We start from the raw sequence: 14,004 nt of genomic DNA on the forward strand, positions 1-14,004 counted from the left end.
AATACCTGTCGCTTCGTTGACGATATAAAATTGTTGGTTTTGGACTTGATAAAATCAGCAGTAAATCATTTCCTGTCTGATGATTTCTTCGGCTCGGTTACGGATAGAGTTTATGGACTGTACCCACAACATCTGATTATCTGCTTTCATGGTTTCGGTCACACCCTCGGCTTGTTTCATCTGCTCAATGATAAGGCTGCACCTTTCCGCTGCCTGTTCGTTCAGGTCAGCAAGGTAAGTATGCAGTTCGCCGGATAAACAGAGGGCAGATAACCTTGCAGGGCGGTACTGCTCCAAATATGTCCTGTGCAGTCTGCCCCACATACCGATAGGGCGGTGTTCCTCCGGCAGCTTCAAGTCCGGCACATAGTAATCGCCCACAAGAACATAGTCCAGACCATTGCTTTCATCATGGATTCGTGGTTTCAATTCTGTCATGCTATTTTTTCTCCTTTCACTTTTTGCCGATTTGATTTGCTTGTGGCGTTCTGTTCAACACACACATTGCTATCAGAGCTTTTTTCTTCTGCTATACGCTCATGCTCCGCAAATTCTTTTGATTTCTCACGAATCTTTTTCATATACTTACGATTGGATTCTCGTTTTCTGCGAAGTCGTTCCGCCTCTTTTTCAGCAGCAATCCTTTCTTCCTCGGTTGGTTCATGCTGCTCCACAGGTACTTGAAATTGCCCGACATAGTTAAGATATATCTCCACCTCTGTGGTGCGGTCTGCACCTTTTCCTTGTGGCTCGTGAACCAGAATTTTGTCGATAAATTCATTTATCATGGCAGGAGTAAGTTCTGTAATGTTCTCATACTTTTTGACCAGCTTTAGAAAACGCTCCACATTATTTTGACCGCCTATAATCCGTTGCATATCAGCGGTGTCAGTCTCAATAATCTTGTTCAGCTCGTTCTGCTCATTTTCATAATCAGTAAGCATACTCTGAAAAAGTCTGTCCGGCAATCTTCCAATCACATTATCTTCATAGATTTTCCTGATAAGCATATCCAGTTCGTGAACTCGCTTCTGATTTCTTTCAATGCGGTTTTTTACAGTTTCAGAAACAGCAATATCTTTCATCGCCGATTCTTCTTGCAGAGAATAGACAAACTCCTGCTCATTCAAAGAAACATAATGGCAAGTCTCCTGTATGGTTTTCAGAATGATGCTTTTAAGTGCTTTTGTTGAAATATGGTGGCAAGTACAGTGACGATCATACTTCTGATAAGCAAGATTATAAGTGGAACATTCATAACAATCTGCCGGATTGGAATAACTTGTCCTTTTTTCGCCTTTGGCAGTATAGTATATTCTTTCTCGCCCTTTCCGCTGCCTGTGATTATACATCGGCGCACCACAATCAGCACAGTAAATCTTTCCGGTCAGAACATTAGGCTCGCCCATAGGATCTGCTTTTCTTACATTCTGTCTTAACTTTTGAGCAAGCAGCCATGTTTCTTCATCGACAATAGGCTCTTGTGTATCATCAAAAACCACCCAATCTTCCTTGTCTGCCCTTTTCGTCTTTTTGTCCTTATAGGAATTTTTGAATGTCCTGAAGTTGACAGTCTTTCCGATATACTCTGGTCGGGCAATCAGAGTAGTAACCTGATTTCCTCGCCACATATACGGATTTTCTTTGTCATAGTTGCTTGCATGATTTCCAAGTCCCTTTTTTCCAAGATAATAAGACGGTCTTTCTATTTTTTCTTCTGAAAGTTCTCTTGCTATCTGATAAGGTCCTTTTCCCTCAATAGTCATGCGATAAATTCTGCGGACTACTTCAGCAGCTTCTTCATCAATAATCCAATGGTCGGGGTTTTCGGGGTCTTTCAAATAGCCGTATGGTGGGATATTACTTGTATGAGCGTTGCCGGAAGAACCTCTGGATTTCAGTACAGCTTTAATTTTCTTACTTGTGTCCCTGACAAACCACTCATTCATGATATTCAGAAAAGGGGCAAACTCACTGGTTTCTTGACGGTCACTGTCAATACCATTATTGATTGCTATAAATCGAACTTCCTTTTCTCTAAACAGAATGTCAGTGAAAAAACCTACTTGCAGATGATCTCTGCCGATTCTGGACATATCCTTGCAGATACAGGCAGTGATTTCTCCGTTTTTAACACCTTCAACAAGTCTGTTCCATGAAGGTCTGTCAAAGGTCGCTCCACTCCAACCATCATCGGTAAAATGAACAAGATTCGTAAAGCCATGTTTTATAGCATAATCTTCAAGCATTTGCTTTTGATGAACGATACTGTTACTCTCTCCAGCATTATCATCATCACGAGACAGTCTTTCATACAAAGCAGTAATGCCATTGCTTTTATCTTTTTTTCTTCTCATGCTGAACTCCTTTCTTCAATTCCTATCCACTCCTTACGCTCACAAAATATCACATCTGTGTACTGTTTCGGTGGCTGTGTAAAATGCTCCGATACAAAAGAATCACAAGGACCGTAATGCTTACCTGCCCAGATATCCAGCTCCGGCTCTTCTTTCTCACTCTTTACGCCAAAGAACTGTTTCATTTTATTTTCGATTGCCTTGAATCCTTCCTGCTTTGTTTTCTTTGCCGTGAGATAAAACGTATGATAATTACAGGTAATCTGGCTTTTATGGCTTTCATAAATATAAGGATCTGCAGTTGCTGTCAGTACCCTGGCACTGATCAGATACAAAATCTTGCGGTTTCGCTCTTTCAGTTTACCTATATCTGCCTTTGCTACTTCCATGGTCGGGATAATTGCATGGTGATCAGATACTTTCTTTGAATTTAATACCTTACTCACGTCCGGTTGATATTCCAGGCTTTCAGCATAAGGCATTTCCCCAAGTAACATCTGAATCAGAGTTTCTGTGCTTTCTCCCATCTCATCTGTCAGATACTGGCTGTCTGTTCTCGGATAAGTGACAAGCTTCTGCTCATACATCTCCTGCACTGCATCCAATGTCTGCTGTGCGGTATAGCCAAACATTCTGTTAGCTTCCCTCTGAAGGGTGGTCAGATCATAAAGCTTCGGAGGGCGGACTGTTTTCTCTTTCACATCATCCTTTTCCACTTCGCACATCCGCTCCAGGCAGTCCGCAGCCACTTTATCTGCATCCTCTTTTTTCTGAAAATGCTCTGTAACTGCATCCATATCATCAAACTTGATATGAGCCATATAATATTTTTCTTTGGTAAATTCCTTGATCTTCTGATTTCGATCCACGATCATGGCAAGTGTTGGTGTCTGCACTCTTCCGACTTTCAGATTCTGGTTATACAGAACGGAAAAAAGACGGCTCGCATTGATTCCCACCAGCCAGTCTGCCTTTGCCCTGCAAAGTGCTGACTGATAGAGACTGTCATAACACGAACCGTCTTTTAATGACGCAAATCCATCTTTAATTGCCTGTTCTTCCATGGAAGAAATCCAGAGCCGCTTCATCGGCTTTTTGCATCCTGCCTGCTCATACACCAGACGAAAGATTAACTCTCCTTCACGTCCTGCATCAGTAGCACAGATCACTTCATCTACATTGGAATCTCTCATCAGTTTTTTCAAGATTCCGTACTGCTTCTTTGTTCCATCCAAAACCTTGTGTCTCCAGCATTCCGGCACAATCGGCAGATCTTCATATCTCCATTTTTTATATTTTTCATCGTATTCCGATGCATCGCATAATCCAACTAGATGTCCTACGCACCAGGAAACGATATAACCGTTTCCCTCCACGTAGCCATCTTTTCTTGTTCTGGCTCCCAGTACCGAAGCCAGTGCCATCGCAACCGATGGCTTTTCTGCAATCACTAATTTCATTTACTCCTACTCCTCTTCTTCATCTTCCAGTACATCATCATTGAAATCTTCATCTCTCAGGATTTCCGGTTCTGCACTTTCTTCCTGCTCATCTGCATCGTCTACTTCCCGTTTTTCTGACTCTGAATCTTCGGATTCATCTTCATCCTCTTCCATCTCATCCTCGTCATCATATTCATGCTTTGGTTTATAGACTTTGAAGTAATATCCTCCTGCCGCAGCTCCGACTGCTACCAGCGCAATCAGAAGATACGTTCCAAATGGGCTTTTATCTTCTGGCATCTGGATTTCATCCTCCACCTTATCTTTCTCATCTGTCTCTGTCGTTTCCGGTTTTTCTTCCTCTGCTTTTTTCTCTGGTTCTGCATAAACCGTATCCACTTCCGGAAGTGTCACCGAATCAGAAAGTGTAAAGTTCATCAGATCTTTTTCACTGACTTCTGTAAGAAAATACACATTATCCTGAGATTTTGAATTGTCGATGATCAGATAAAAAATCTTACCACTCTTAGTTGAAATGGTATAAAACTCTTTTGTGCCTTCCGTAGCCGTTTTGGTAACAGAATCTGCTGTCTCGCCTTCTTTATTAAGCTGTTCCTCAATACCTGTCACTGTCCGATCATCCACAGTTCCTTTTGCATCTGTTGGCTCAGATGCCTGCGCATCCTGCGGAAGCGGTGAAGTCGTTGTTTTCTCAGTCCCAGTTGCATCTGCACTGGTCGTGGTTGCCATTGCACCATTACTGTCACTGGAAGTTTTCTGTTTCTCTGCCTGCTTCTTTGCCCATTCATAATAAGGATTCTGCAACACATACTTTTCAGAAGTATTTCCGGCACCATCCGTTACCGTGATTTCAATCTGTTTTGTTGTAAAATCTTTCTGTGTCAGTTGCACTCTCAGCATTCCATCCTTCAGATCTGTATAAGTGGTGCCATTAACTGTCACAGAAGTAATGCCGGAAACGGTATCATTTCCCTGAATCGTCAGTACACCATCTGTCAGAGATGCAGAAAGCGTAGGCTTTTCTGTGTCATAACACTTAATAGAGCGATTCTGCTCATAGACCTTCCCCTCACCATCTGTCACACGGACATACACTGTCTGGTTTCCAGTGATCGTGATACTTCCGCTTCCGGTTACATCCTGCCAGCTCCCATCTTTTCCTGCTTTTGCTTCAATTTTTGCTATTGAGAAACCATCCGGCATATGGCTGGCATCTACCGTAACAGCAATGGTTGTTTCTCCCTGTTTCCAGCCATCCGGTTTCTCAATCGTGATTGCAGGTGTTGTATTCTCAGCTGCATAAGCAGTCTGTGTCTGGAGCAAAGGTGTTGTCAGGCAAAGAAATGTCGTTGCTGCAAGCAAGCTCTTTTTTACCCTGCTTTTAGTAATTGTTCTCTTCTTCTGTTTCATTTTTTCCAGATTCATCATCGGCTTTTGTTTCCTCCTTCTGTATTTCTACCCTGCCGGGCAGTTCATTTTTCATTCTCTTTTTGAAAGCTTCTAATTCCGGAATACTCATATCCATCGCACGGATAATTTTTACAATTTCCAGATTTTCCGCTTCTGTTTTTGCTATCTCCGCAGCCTTGAACCGCTTTAAATCTGCTTCATATCTGGCTTTGGAAGCTTCCATTTTCTCTTTGGCTTTCTCATAATCTGCCGTAGCTTTTTCAAGACTTTTCATCGGTTCTCCTTTCCGGACGGCTGATGCAGCCGCCCTTTTTTCTTACCATCGTCCAAATCCATAGAAATGGCTCTGCCAGTATGGGGAATTGATGGACGTATACTGCACCGGATGTCCACAATGGATCATCTGACCATTGCCTACATAGATTCCGATATGCGTTACCGGCTCCCCTGCGTCGTAAGTTCCAGTAAAGAAAATCAAATCTCCCGGCTGCGCCTCCGACTGGGATACTGGTGTACAAATGTTGTACAGTCCCTGTGCTGTTAATCTTCCTGTATTCCTTACACCAGAGTTTGTCAGACAGTAGCTTACAAATCCAGAACAATCGAATCCACTTGGGGAATATCCACCCCACACATATGGTGTTCCGAGATATCTCGCTGCTTCATTTAACAAACGCTGTGCTGCTTCACTGGTATATTCATTTCCGCCAAATCCTGCCCCTTCTCCTGTTTCCAGATAAAAGATCGGATTTAACCGCTCTCCATTTTTCAGAAGTTCAATATGAAGATGGCTTCCTGTGGAATTTCCAGTATTTCCTACAAGACCTATCTCATCACCTTTCGTGACGGATGCTCCTGCAGATACACTCCGGCTGCTTAAATGTGCATACCGCAGTTCATAGCCTTTACTGTCCTTGATCACAACATAATTGCCATAGCTGTCGTTATAAGCAGAAGTTGTAACCGTTCCGGTCAGCCCTGCCATTACTGTTGTCCCTTCCGGTGCTCCGATATCCATACCATTATGAAGCTGATTTGCTCCTGATATTGGATGAATCCTGTATCCATAATAGCTGGTCACACTGGAATACCAGTTAAAATCAACCGGTGTTGCAAACATCTGCAAGTTGCCTTTTGTATCGTTGTAGGCACTGAACAGTTCTTTCTGGAAAAATCCCAGCCTGTCCTGACAGATTGACATCAGGTTTCCACTATTTAAGGTGACATTCAGCACATCTACATCTCTTGTCCTGGTCACTTCCACTTCATTGCTTCCATTATCATCTGCCAGATAACATTCCCATGTTTGATGTCCATGTGCAGATGCTGCCGCATGACTGTCATAATAGACATCAAACTGTACACCGTATCTTGCGAAAGCTCCGGTATCTTCTACAGTATATTCGACACCATTCATAACTACCTTTGTTCCCATTGGTACAAACGGATTGGAAGCATCTACCGCTAAGGTATGATTGGCAGTTGGATATGCTCCACTGGCAGTCGGTCCTCCGCTCCAAATACCACAACAAATTGGGCAGTTACAATACCCACTGGTCACAACCTGTCCCAAAGATTCTCCAACTCTTACAGTTGCTGTCTCTGTCACAGTCTCATTGACTGCTTCTGTTTCTAACCGATACTGCAATGCAAAAAGAGCATCCAGTTCTGGCTTTACCTGTTCAAAGGTAAATTCTTCATACTTTGCTGACAGATAACTGATCAGGATAAACGGATCATGCTCAATAGGTCCGATGTTATATCGGTATTCCTCATGTCCCGGTTCTTCAGATTCCATGTTGTTGATCCGCTCCTGCAGATTAGCTTCCAGCTGTGTGTAATACAGTTCCGCTTCCCGGATTGCCTGATCCGATGACAGATAACTGGTTCCGGTATAAGTGATCACATTTTGTAAAAACACTGCAGAGCAAGACGTGACATTCGTTATGATCAGAAACATCAATCCGATTAGAACTGCTACACTGATATACACCTTCCGGTTTTCTTTAAAGAAGTTGGTGACCTTACCGCCAATCTTCTTAATATAATCAATCGTACCTTTTGTAGCTGTTCCTACTGTCTGTTCACTTCGCTTCGCTTTGGCATAATCCCGTTTGATCTGTTGCTTCTGAATCTGTTTTTTCAGCTTCTTCTGCTCCTGATGGGCTGCGGCCTGTGCCTGTTTCTCTTCCTGTCTTTCAAGTCTGCTTCTTTTTCTGGATGCCCTCTGTTTCCTGCGTCTTGCACTTCTCTGTTCCAGCCGGTAAACACCTTCGCCGCTTTCTTCTAACTTATGGGCACCTTCTACCGCCGCATTATCGTCTTCATTTTTGCTGATCTCACGGTGCAATGCTGCGGAAGTTGCACTACCTGCTTTCTTGACAACAGAAGTTTTTTCTGTTTTCACAGATTCCCCTTCGCCAAACTTCAAGCGGGATTTCTTCTTTTCAGGAGCTTCTCCATCATTTGCCTGATAGACCTGTGCCTTCTTGGAATGTTGCTTTGCTTCCTTCTTCTTTTTGGCTTCCTCATAAGAAAACTTTTTGGCTTTTTCCTTCTGTTTCTGATGGCGGAAATTGACTCCATCCGCATCCATCTGGTTCAACTTCTCCATATCTTTATCATTTTTCACAGAAGCACCAGTCTCCTCATAAGCAAATTTCAAACGCTGCTTTTGTTTTGGCTTTTTGCTGCCACCTGTCTGATTTCTCCGGCTGTCTCCTCTGTTTTCTGATAGATCCGCACGTTTTTCTTTCAGTCTCCCTGACTGTCCGGCTTCGGATTTTTCTGCAAGTCTGGATTCTTTTCCGACTTCAGCACGGATTCTTTTTCTATTTTGCTGTTTACTACTCTGTCCAAGATCCTCACTTTGCTTCTCTGTCCGTATCAGTTCCGGTGCATCTCTGGATTTTTGCACAGAGGGACGAATATTTTTCCCACTCCGTTCAGACTGGCGGGGAGACTTATCCACAAGGTTTTCTTCTTTTTCCCCCTGTTTTCTTCCCATCTGCACATCACTGGCACGGTTACTGACACGAACAGAAGATTTATCTGTCAGGTTTTCTTCCACCAGACCATCCTTGGTCATCTTTTGGACTTTCTTGTCCCTGACTTTCATTCTCTGTTCTGCCACTACTTACTCCTCCTTCTTCGGATACCCTTTCCCTGCCTGTAATAAGCAGAGAAAAGCGATGCCGAAAACAGCACCGCCACTAAAAGTTAATACATATGAAATTGCTCGTAACATTGTTTTCTCCTTTGATTTAACCTGCTTCGGAAGTCTCCTCTAAGCGGGTTGTCATGATTTTATAGAGGGAATTCTTCGGGAATCTGTCTACAAATGGGATAATGACATTTCCATAGAACAAAAGTCCTTCCCCCTCATTACTGTTGGTTACATAGGACAGCTGGGTTGGTGAGATATTCAGCTGTTTTGCCAGAATCTGCCTGTCTCCGGATGCCTGGTTGAGCATATAGATAAAATCAGAGTTTTCAAAAATATTCTCGATTTCCCTGGAAGCTAAAAGATCCTTAATGTTCTGGGTAATTCCTGTCGGAATACCGCCCCATTTACGGAATCGCTTCCAGATTTCCACGCTGTAGGCTGCTGTCTGTTCTTCTTTTAAGAGAAGATGGAATTCATCCACATAGTAACGGGTGGATTTATGAGCGGAACGGTTGATCGTCACTCGGTTCCATACCTGGTCCTGCACAATCAGCATCCCGATCTTCTTCAGCTGTTTTCCAAGCTCCTTGATATCAAAACATACGATACGGTTGTTGATGTCCACATTTGTGCGATGATTAAATACATTTAGGGAACCTGTAACGTAAATCTCCAATGAAGTTGCCAGACGCTGTGCTTCCGGCTCTTCCTGTTTCCGCAACAGATTATATAAATCCTCCAGTATCGGCATCTTCTCTGGCACCGGATCAGCGAGATATTCCTGATAGACCAGCCGCACACAACGGTCAATGATCGTTTTTTCTACCGGCTCCAGTCCATTCTTTCCGCCAACAATCAACTCACACAGAGATAAAATAAAATCTGCTTTTAATGACAGCGGATTGTCTTCCTCGGAATAATTCAGGTTCAGATCCATCGGATTGATATACTGGTCAGATACCGGTGAAACCCGAACCACCTGTCCATGCAGCGCCTGCACAAGTGCCGAATACTCGGCTTCTGGATCGCAGACAATGATATCGTCTTCCGTAATCAGAAAACAGTTCGTAATTTCCCTCTTTGCTGAAAATGACTTACCAGAACCTGGTGTACCAAGAATCAGTCCATTTGGGTTCTTCAGGCGTTTCCGATCAACCATGATCATGTTGTTGGATAACGCATTCAATCCATAATAAAGAGCTTCCCCTTCCTGAAACAGTTCCTGTGTCGTAAATGGCACAAAGATTGCGGTTGATGATGTGGTAAGCCCTCTCTGAATTTCAATTCGATTGACTCCAAGCGGAATACAGGACATGAGTGCTGCTTCCTGCTGATAATCCAGCTGTTTTAAGGAACAGTTATATTTCTGTGCGATTCCCTGTACCTGGAAAATATTATTCTCCAGCTTCTGCCGCTTCTTTGCGGTATTCATAACCAGAACCGTCACAAGGAACATTCGCTCATTTCTGGACTGCAGATCTTCCAGCAGGTTTTTCGCCTCTTCTCCATAGGTTACAAGGTCCGATGGAAGCACGTCCATATCATAACCGGAACGTACTGCCCGCTTCTGCTCTTCAATCTTCATCTTATCCAGATCTGAAATCTTGCTCTTGATCATCTTAATCGCAGAACTCTGGTCAATGGACTGGATATGAATGTTGACATTGATGCTGTCATCCACATCCAGGAAATCTGCAAGCATCCGGTCTGTCAGCTCCGGTGCAAGAATCTGCAGGTAACTTACACTTCCCATCGTTCTTCCCATCAAAAATGTCTGATTCTTGGAAAAGTTAAAGGAAGTCGGTGCAATAAAATCTTTGGTTTTTAATCCGGTTTCCGGCAGCATCTTATACTGGAACTTAAATGGTTCGATCCGATCCTGGTTGAACACATGATACAGAATCTCAAGCCTTTCCAGTCCATTCAAGGAATGTGCCTGTGCTCCCAGAACCTTAAAGTTGTTTAAGATATCTGTTTCGATTCTTTCAAGTCTTGGTCTTGCTACCTTCAGACTCTCTGCTTCGATTCCAAAAGTGATATACTTCGTCTTTACCAGACCATTATTTCCCTTGGAAAGCTGATTTTTCAGCATAGTACGGTACTCTTCACGAATGGCATTAAAGTCATCCGTCTGATCCGGAATATCAATGCTTTTTTCAAATTCTGCCACATCCACCTGCTGATTGATGAAGGACAGCTGCACACTGATGGAAGAATCAAAGTAATTTAAGAAATCACAGTAATTCTCAAATATCGTGGTCTTATCCTCGTTTAAAGCAAGCTGATAATTGATGTCGTAAAACTGAATCGTCTTGGAGAAAAAGGTCTTTGTCACCTGGCAGATACCATCCTGCAACATCCGAATATACGGAATACTCTGCTGTGCAGTTGTAGGAATGCTTTTCTGTTTCCTGCGGTCCCGTTCCTGTTTCTTCTTACGCTTTTCCTGTTCTCTTTCTTTTCTGCTTTTTTTGTTTCTTCTTTCCTGACGGTTTCTTTTTTCCGCCAGGGACAGACGCTCCTGCTGAGTCTCCTGCTTTGTCTTTTTTGCCATCCGGCACACCCTCCTTTTTTACAAGGGTGGAAATCTCCTGATAAAAATTTTCTGTCTTATATGGTCTTACTGCCGGACAGATAAACTTCTGTCGAATGATATTTGCCACCACTTTTTCAAAGGGAAGTCCGTCTTTTTCATACATTGCCATGAAGAAAAACGGAAGCATGATCGTTACCATCAAAATGGCAGCAATACTGGAACCGATTGGTTTTCTCATGAACAGATAAAACGGAATTCCCACAACTGCGGCAAGTGAAAAGAAAATCAGCTGCCGCTTTGTCAGATTTAATGCTACTTTTGTTTTGACCTTGGTAAGGTCTTTTGGTACTGGTACATACGCCATGGTATGCGCTCCTTTCCTGCCCGCTAGTGGGCATTGAATATAGATTTGCTAAGGCTTCCGGTCTTGAATAATGAAAATGCAAGAATCACGGTATAAGCCGCTACTGAAAACATAGCTGCATGAAGATCACTGGATATGGTCATTGCATTTACTAAAACTGCATAAATTCCCACACAGACCATCATGAAGAATCCCTGAAATGCCAGTGCGAACAAGCCTTTTAAATAGTTGTTTCCGATATTGCCCCATTCCTTATTGGTCATGGTGGCAAACGGAATTGGTGCTATGGAAGTATAAAGGTAAATTTCTATCATTCTTCCGAACAAGATTACCGTAATGATAATTGACAGAATGTGCATGGTAACACTGATCAACATCGTTTCCATGGATAGCAGGAACAAATCCCCTAACTCCATATCCTCCAGGGCATCCACAATCCGTGAAATTGCTTCCGTTGCATCCACCGCAGTGTTTCCTGATATCACCCCGGCGGCATTGTTGACCACATGCTGGCCAACGTCAAAGACCGCCATCGTGATATTGAACGTATTTGTCACCAGATAAATAGCTACATACGCTTTGAAGATCCAGAGGAAAATATTGTAAGTCTCAAATTCATGGAAATTGTTTTTCTGTGTTACCATCGTGATCAATTCATAGCACAGGACAAAGGTGATGATCAGTCCCGCAATGGGGACAATCACCGTTTGGGATATATTCTGAATCAGATTAAAAATCCCTGCATTCCATCCCTGCGGTGTCTGTCCCACCTGCCCGGCTATGGTTCCCACCTGCTCATTGACAGACGTGAACATGTTATCCAAACATGACTTGATAAGCCCGATCAGGATATCCTTTATCGCTTCCGTAATTCTCTCAATGATGGTGTTCATCTACCACTCCTCTTAAGAGAACAATGTTGCCAGCTGTGGAATCAGGGTAGTTCCCAGCAGCATGATTCCGGCACCAGCCATCAGCTGTTTGATGCCCTGGCTTTTTACTGATGTGCGATAAAGAAGTAATAGAAGTGTAAAAAATTTTGCCGTTCCTATCCGGCACTTGCGCATTGTGTCGGATAGGTCGGGCGGTTATTCGGGCAAGTCCACCTTGCCAACAAAAGAATAATAAATCTCAATGTCCTGTCTGCGGGTCTTGTTCTCGTCATAGCTGCACTCATGCACAACGATTTTCTCTACAAACTCCCGCAGCAGAGTAGGGGTAAGTTCTTCAAAGCTGGTATGCCGCCGGACAACATTCATAAACTTTTCTGCGTTCACGGTGGCTTCCTGTGCTTTGGAAAGCTCCGCTTGGATAGCAGCGGCTCTTTCTTTCAGCTCCCGTTGTTCTGCTTCATAGTCTGCCGACAGTTCTGTGAAACGCTCGTCTGATATGCGCCCGGTCACGCTGTCCTCATACAGCCGCTTGAAGATAGCGGATAACTCGGCTATGCGTTTCTCGGCGGCTTCCAGTTCCTTTTTCTTGGCGGCGTTCCTGCGTTTGCCCCCGTCCTCGTTCTGCTCAATCAAGAGTTTCATAAACCGGGCTTCATGCTTTGCCGCATAGCTGGTCACTTTCCGCAGATTGGAGAGTACACCAGCGGTCAAGAGGTCGGTGCGGATAAAGTGCGCCGTACAGTCATGGGTGCGTTTCTTGTAGTTGCCGCAGATATAACAGTCCTGCTTGCGCTTGTCCGTCTGGTATCGCTGCTGATACATCACGCTGCCGCAGTCCGCACAGAACAGTATGCCGGAGAACAAACCCACTTCATCATAGCGGTTTGGGCGTTTGCGCTGTTTGCGAAGCTCCTGCACCCGTTCCCATGTCTGGGTGTCTATGATAGGCTCGTGGTGGTTCTCGAAAATCACTTGCTTTTCCGGGGGATTTTCTACACTGTGCTTGACTTTGTAAGAAAGTTTTTCTGTCTTGAAATTTACCAGACAGCCTGTGTATTCCCGGTTTTCAAGGATATGCACTACGGTATTGGTCGCCCACTTGCACTCATAGCCGGGGTGGTAGCGGCGGGTGCTGCCCGTCCTGCGGTATTCCAGCGTTCCCGGCGTGGGGATTTGCTGCTCTGTGAGCATACGGGCTATCTTGGTCGGACCATTCCCGGCAAGACAGAGGTTGTATATCTGCTTGACTACGGGTGCAGCTTCCTCGTCAATGATGAAATTTTCGTCCTCGTCCATGAGGTAGCCATACACAGGCTTGCTTGTGATGGGCTTGCCACTCATGCCTTTTGAGCGTTTTACCGCCCGTATTTTCTTGCTCGTATCTCTCACCAGCCATTCGTTAAAGATATTCCGCAGCGGGGCAAAGTCATTGTCGCCCTGTGCGCTGTCCACTCCGTCATTGATAGCGATGAAGCGGACGCCTTTCTGTGGGAAAATCATTTCCGTGTACATTCCCACTTGCAGGTAGTTTCGCCCTAACCTCGACATATCCTTTACGATAACTGTCCCGACTTTTCCGGCTTCAATGTCCGCAAGCATGGCTTGAAAACCGGGTCTTTGAAAGTTCGCACCAGAATAACCGTCGTCCGTGTACCAGCGCAGATTGGAAAAGCCGTTCTGCTTCGCATAGGTTTCAAGGATACGCTTCTGATTGGAAATGGAATTGCTCTCGCCTTGCAGCTCGTCCTCATGGGAAAGTCTTGGGTAAAGGGCGGTAATTGGTTGTTGGTTGGTCTGTCTTAACATAAAATCCTC

The 14,004-nt window shown here is 44.1% G+C and carries 11 protein-coding genes and 1 pseudogene; all 12 read right to left on the reverse strand.

Annotated elements, in window-relative coordinates:
* Positions 1 to 54: 54 nt before the first annotated feature.
* On the reverse strand, positions 55 to 438 hold the full coding sequence (locus tag H8S40_RS11020) for a TnpV protein (protein ID WP_117553176.1): 384 nt from the start codon (positions 436 to 438) through the stop codon (positions 55 to 57).
* Positions 435 to 2,357, reverse strand: a complete 1,923-nt coding sequence (locus tag H8S40_RS11025) for a recombinase family protein (protein WP_003023119.1) — start codon at positions 2,355 to 2,357, stop codon at positions 435 to 437. Before H8S40_RS11025 ends, H8S40_RS11020 begins: the two co-directional genes overlap by 4 nt.
* Positions 2,354 to 3,817: a DNA topoisomerase gene (locus H8S40_RS11030; protein ID WP_186865247.1), complete on the reverse strand. Its 1,464-nt coding sequence runs from the start codon at positions 3,815 to 3,817 to the stop codon at positions 2,354 to 2,356. Before H8S40_RS11030 ends, H8S40_RS11025 begins: the two co-directional genes overlap by 4 nt.
* A gap of 6 nt (positions 3,818 to 3,823) precedes the next feature.
* Positions 3,824 to 5,248, reverse strand: a complete 1,425-nt coding sequence (locus tag H8S40_RS11035) for a CD1107 family mobile element protein (protein WP_330600198.1) — start codon at positions 5,246 to 5,248, stop codon at positions 3,824 to 3,826.
* Positions 5,202 to 5,504 carry a DUF4315 family protein gene (locus tag H8S40_RS11040; protein ID WP_005344193.1) on the reverse strand — a complete coding sequence of 101 codons (303 nt, stop codon included), beginning with the start codon at positions 5,502 to 5,504 and terminating at the stop codon, positions 5,202 to 5,204. Before H8S40_RS11040 ends, H8S40_RS11035 begins: the two co-directional genes overlap by 47 nt.
* A gap of 42 nt (positions 5,505 to 5,546) precedes the next feature.
* Complete coding sequence (locus tag H8S40_RS11045) at positions 5,547 to 8,318, reverse strand: CD1108 family mobile element protein (protein ID WP_366482686.1); 2,772 nt, start codon at positions 8,316 to 8,318, stop codon at positions 5,547 to 5,549.
* A gap of 48 nt (positions 8,319 to 8,366) precedes the next feature.
* Positions 8,367 to 8,477, reverse strand: a complete 111-nt coding sequence (locus tag H8S40_RS11050) for a hypothetical protein (RefSeq protein WP_008688066.1) — start codon at positions 8,475 to 8,477, stop codon at positions 8,367 to 8,369.
* Between the two features lie 16 nt (positions 8,478 to 8,493).
* Positions 8,494 to 10,950, reverse strand: a complete 2,457-nt coding sequence (locus tag H8S40_RS11055) for a VirB4-like conjugal transfer ATPase, CD1110 family (RefSeq protein ID WP_186582106.1) — start codon at positions 10,948 to 10,950, stop codon at positions 8,494 to 8,496.
* Positions 10,832 to 11,296 (reverse strand): PrgI family protein, encoded by a 465-nt coding sequence (locus tag H8S40_RS11060; RefSeq protein ID WP_024720790.1) that lies wholly within the window; start codon positions 11,294 to 11,296, stop codon positions 10,832 to 10,834. The genes H8S40_RS11055 and H8S40_RS11060 overlap by 119 nt, the downstream gene beginning before the upstream one ends.
* A 23-nt stretch (positions 11,297 to 11,319) precedes the next feature.
* The gene (locus tag H8S40_RS11065) at positions 11,320 to 12,189 is read right to left on the reverse strand and encodes a VirB6/TrbL-like conjugal transfer protein, CD1112 family (protein ID WP_118383792.1); all 870 of its coding nucleotides are present in this window, start codon (positions 12,187 to 12,189) and stop codon (positions 11,320 to 11,322) included.
* Positions 12,190 to 12,201: 12 nt separating this feature from the next.
* A pseudogene (locus tag H8S40_RS16455) lies at positions 12,202 to 12,294 on the reverse strand (Maff2 family mobile element protein); the annotation flags it as partial.
* 90 nt (positions 12,295 to 12,384) lie between these two features.
* Positions 12,385 to 13,995 carry a recombinase family protein gene (locus H8S40_RS11075; protein WP_117962491.1) on the reverse strand — a complete coding sequence of 537 codons (1,611 nt, stop codon included), beginning with the start codon at positions 13,993 to 13,995 and terminating at the stop codon, positions 12,385 to 12,387.
* Positions 13,996 to 14,004: the final 9 nt, after the last annotated feature.

Source organism: Ruminococcus hominis, assembly GCF_014287355.1.
GTDB classification, from domain to species: domain Bacteria; phylum Bacillota; class Clostridia; order Lachnospirales; family Lachnospiraceae; genus Schaedlerella; species Schaedlerella hominis.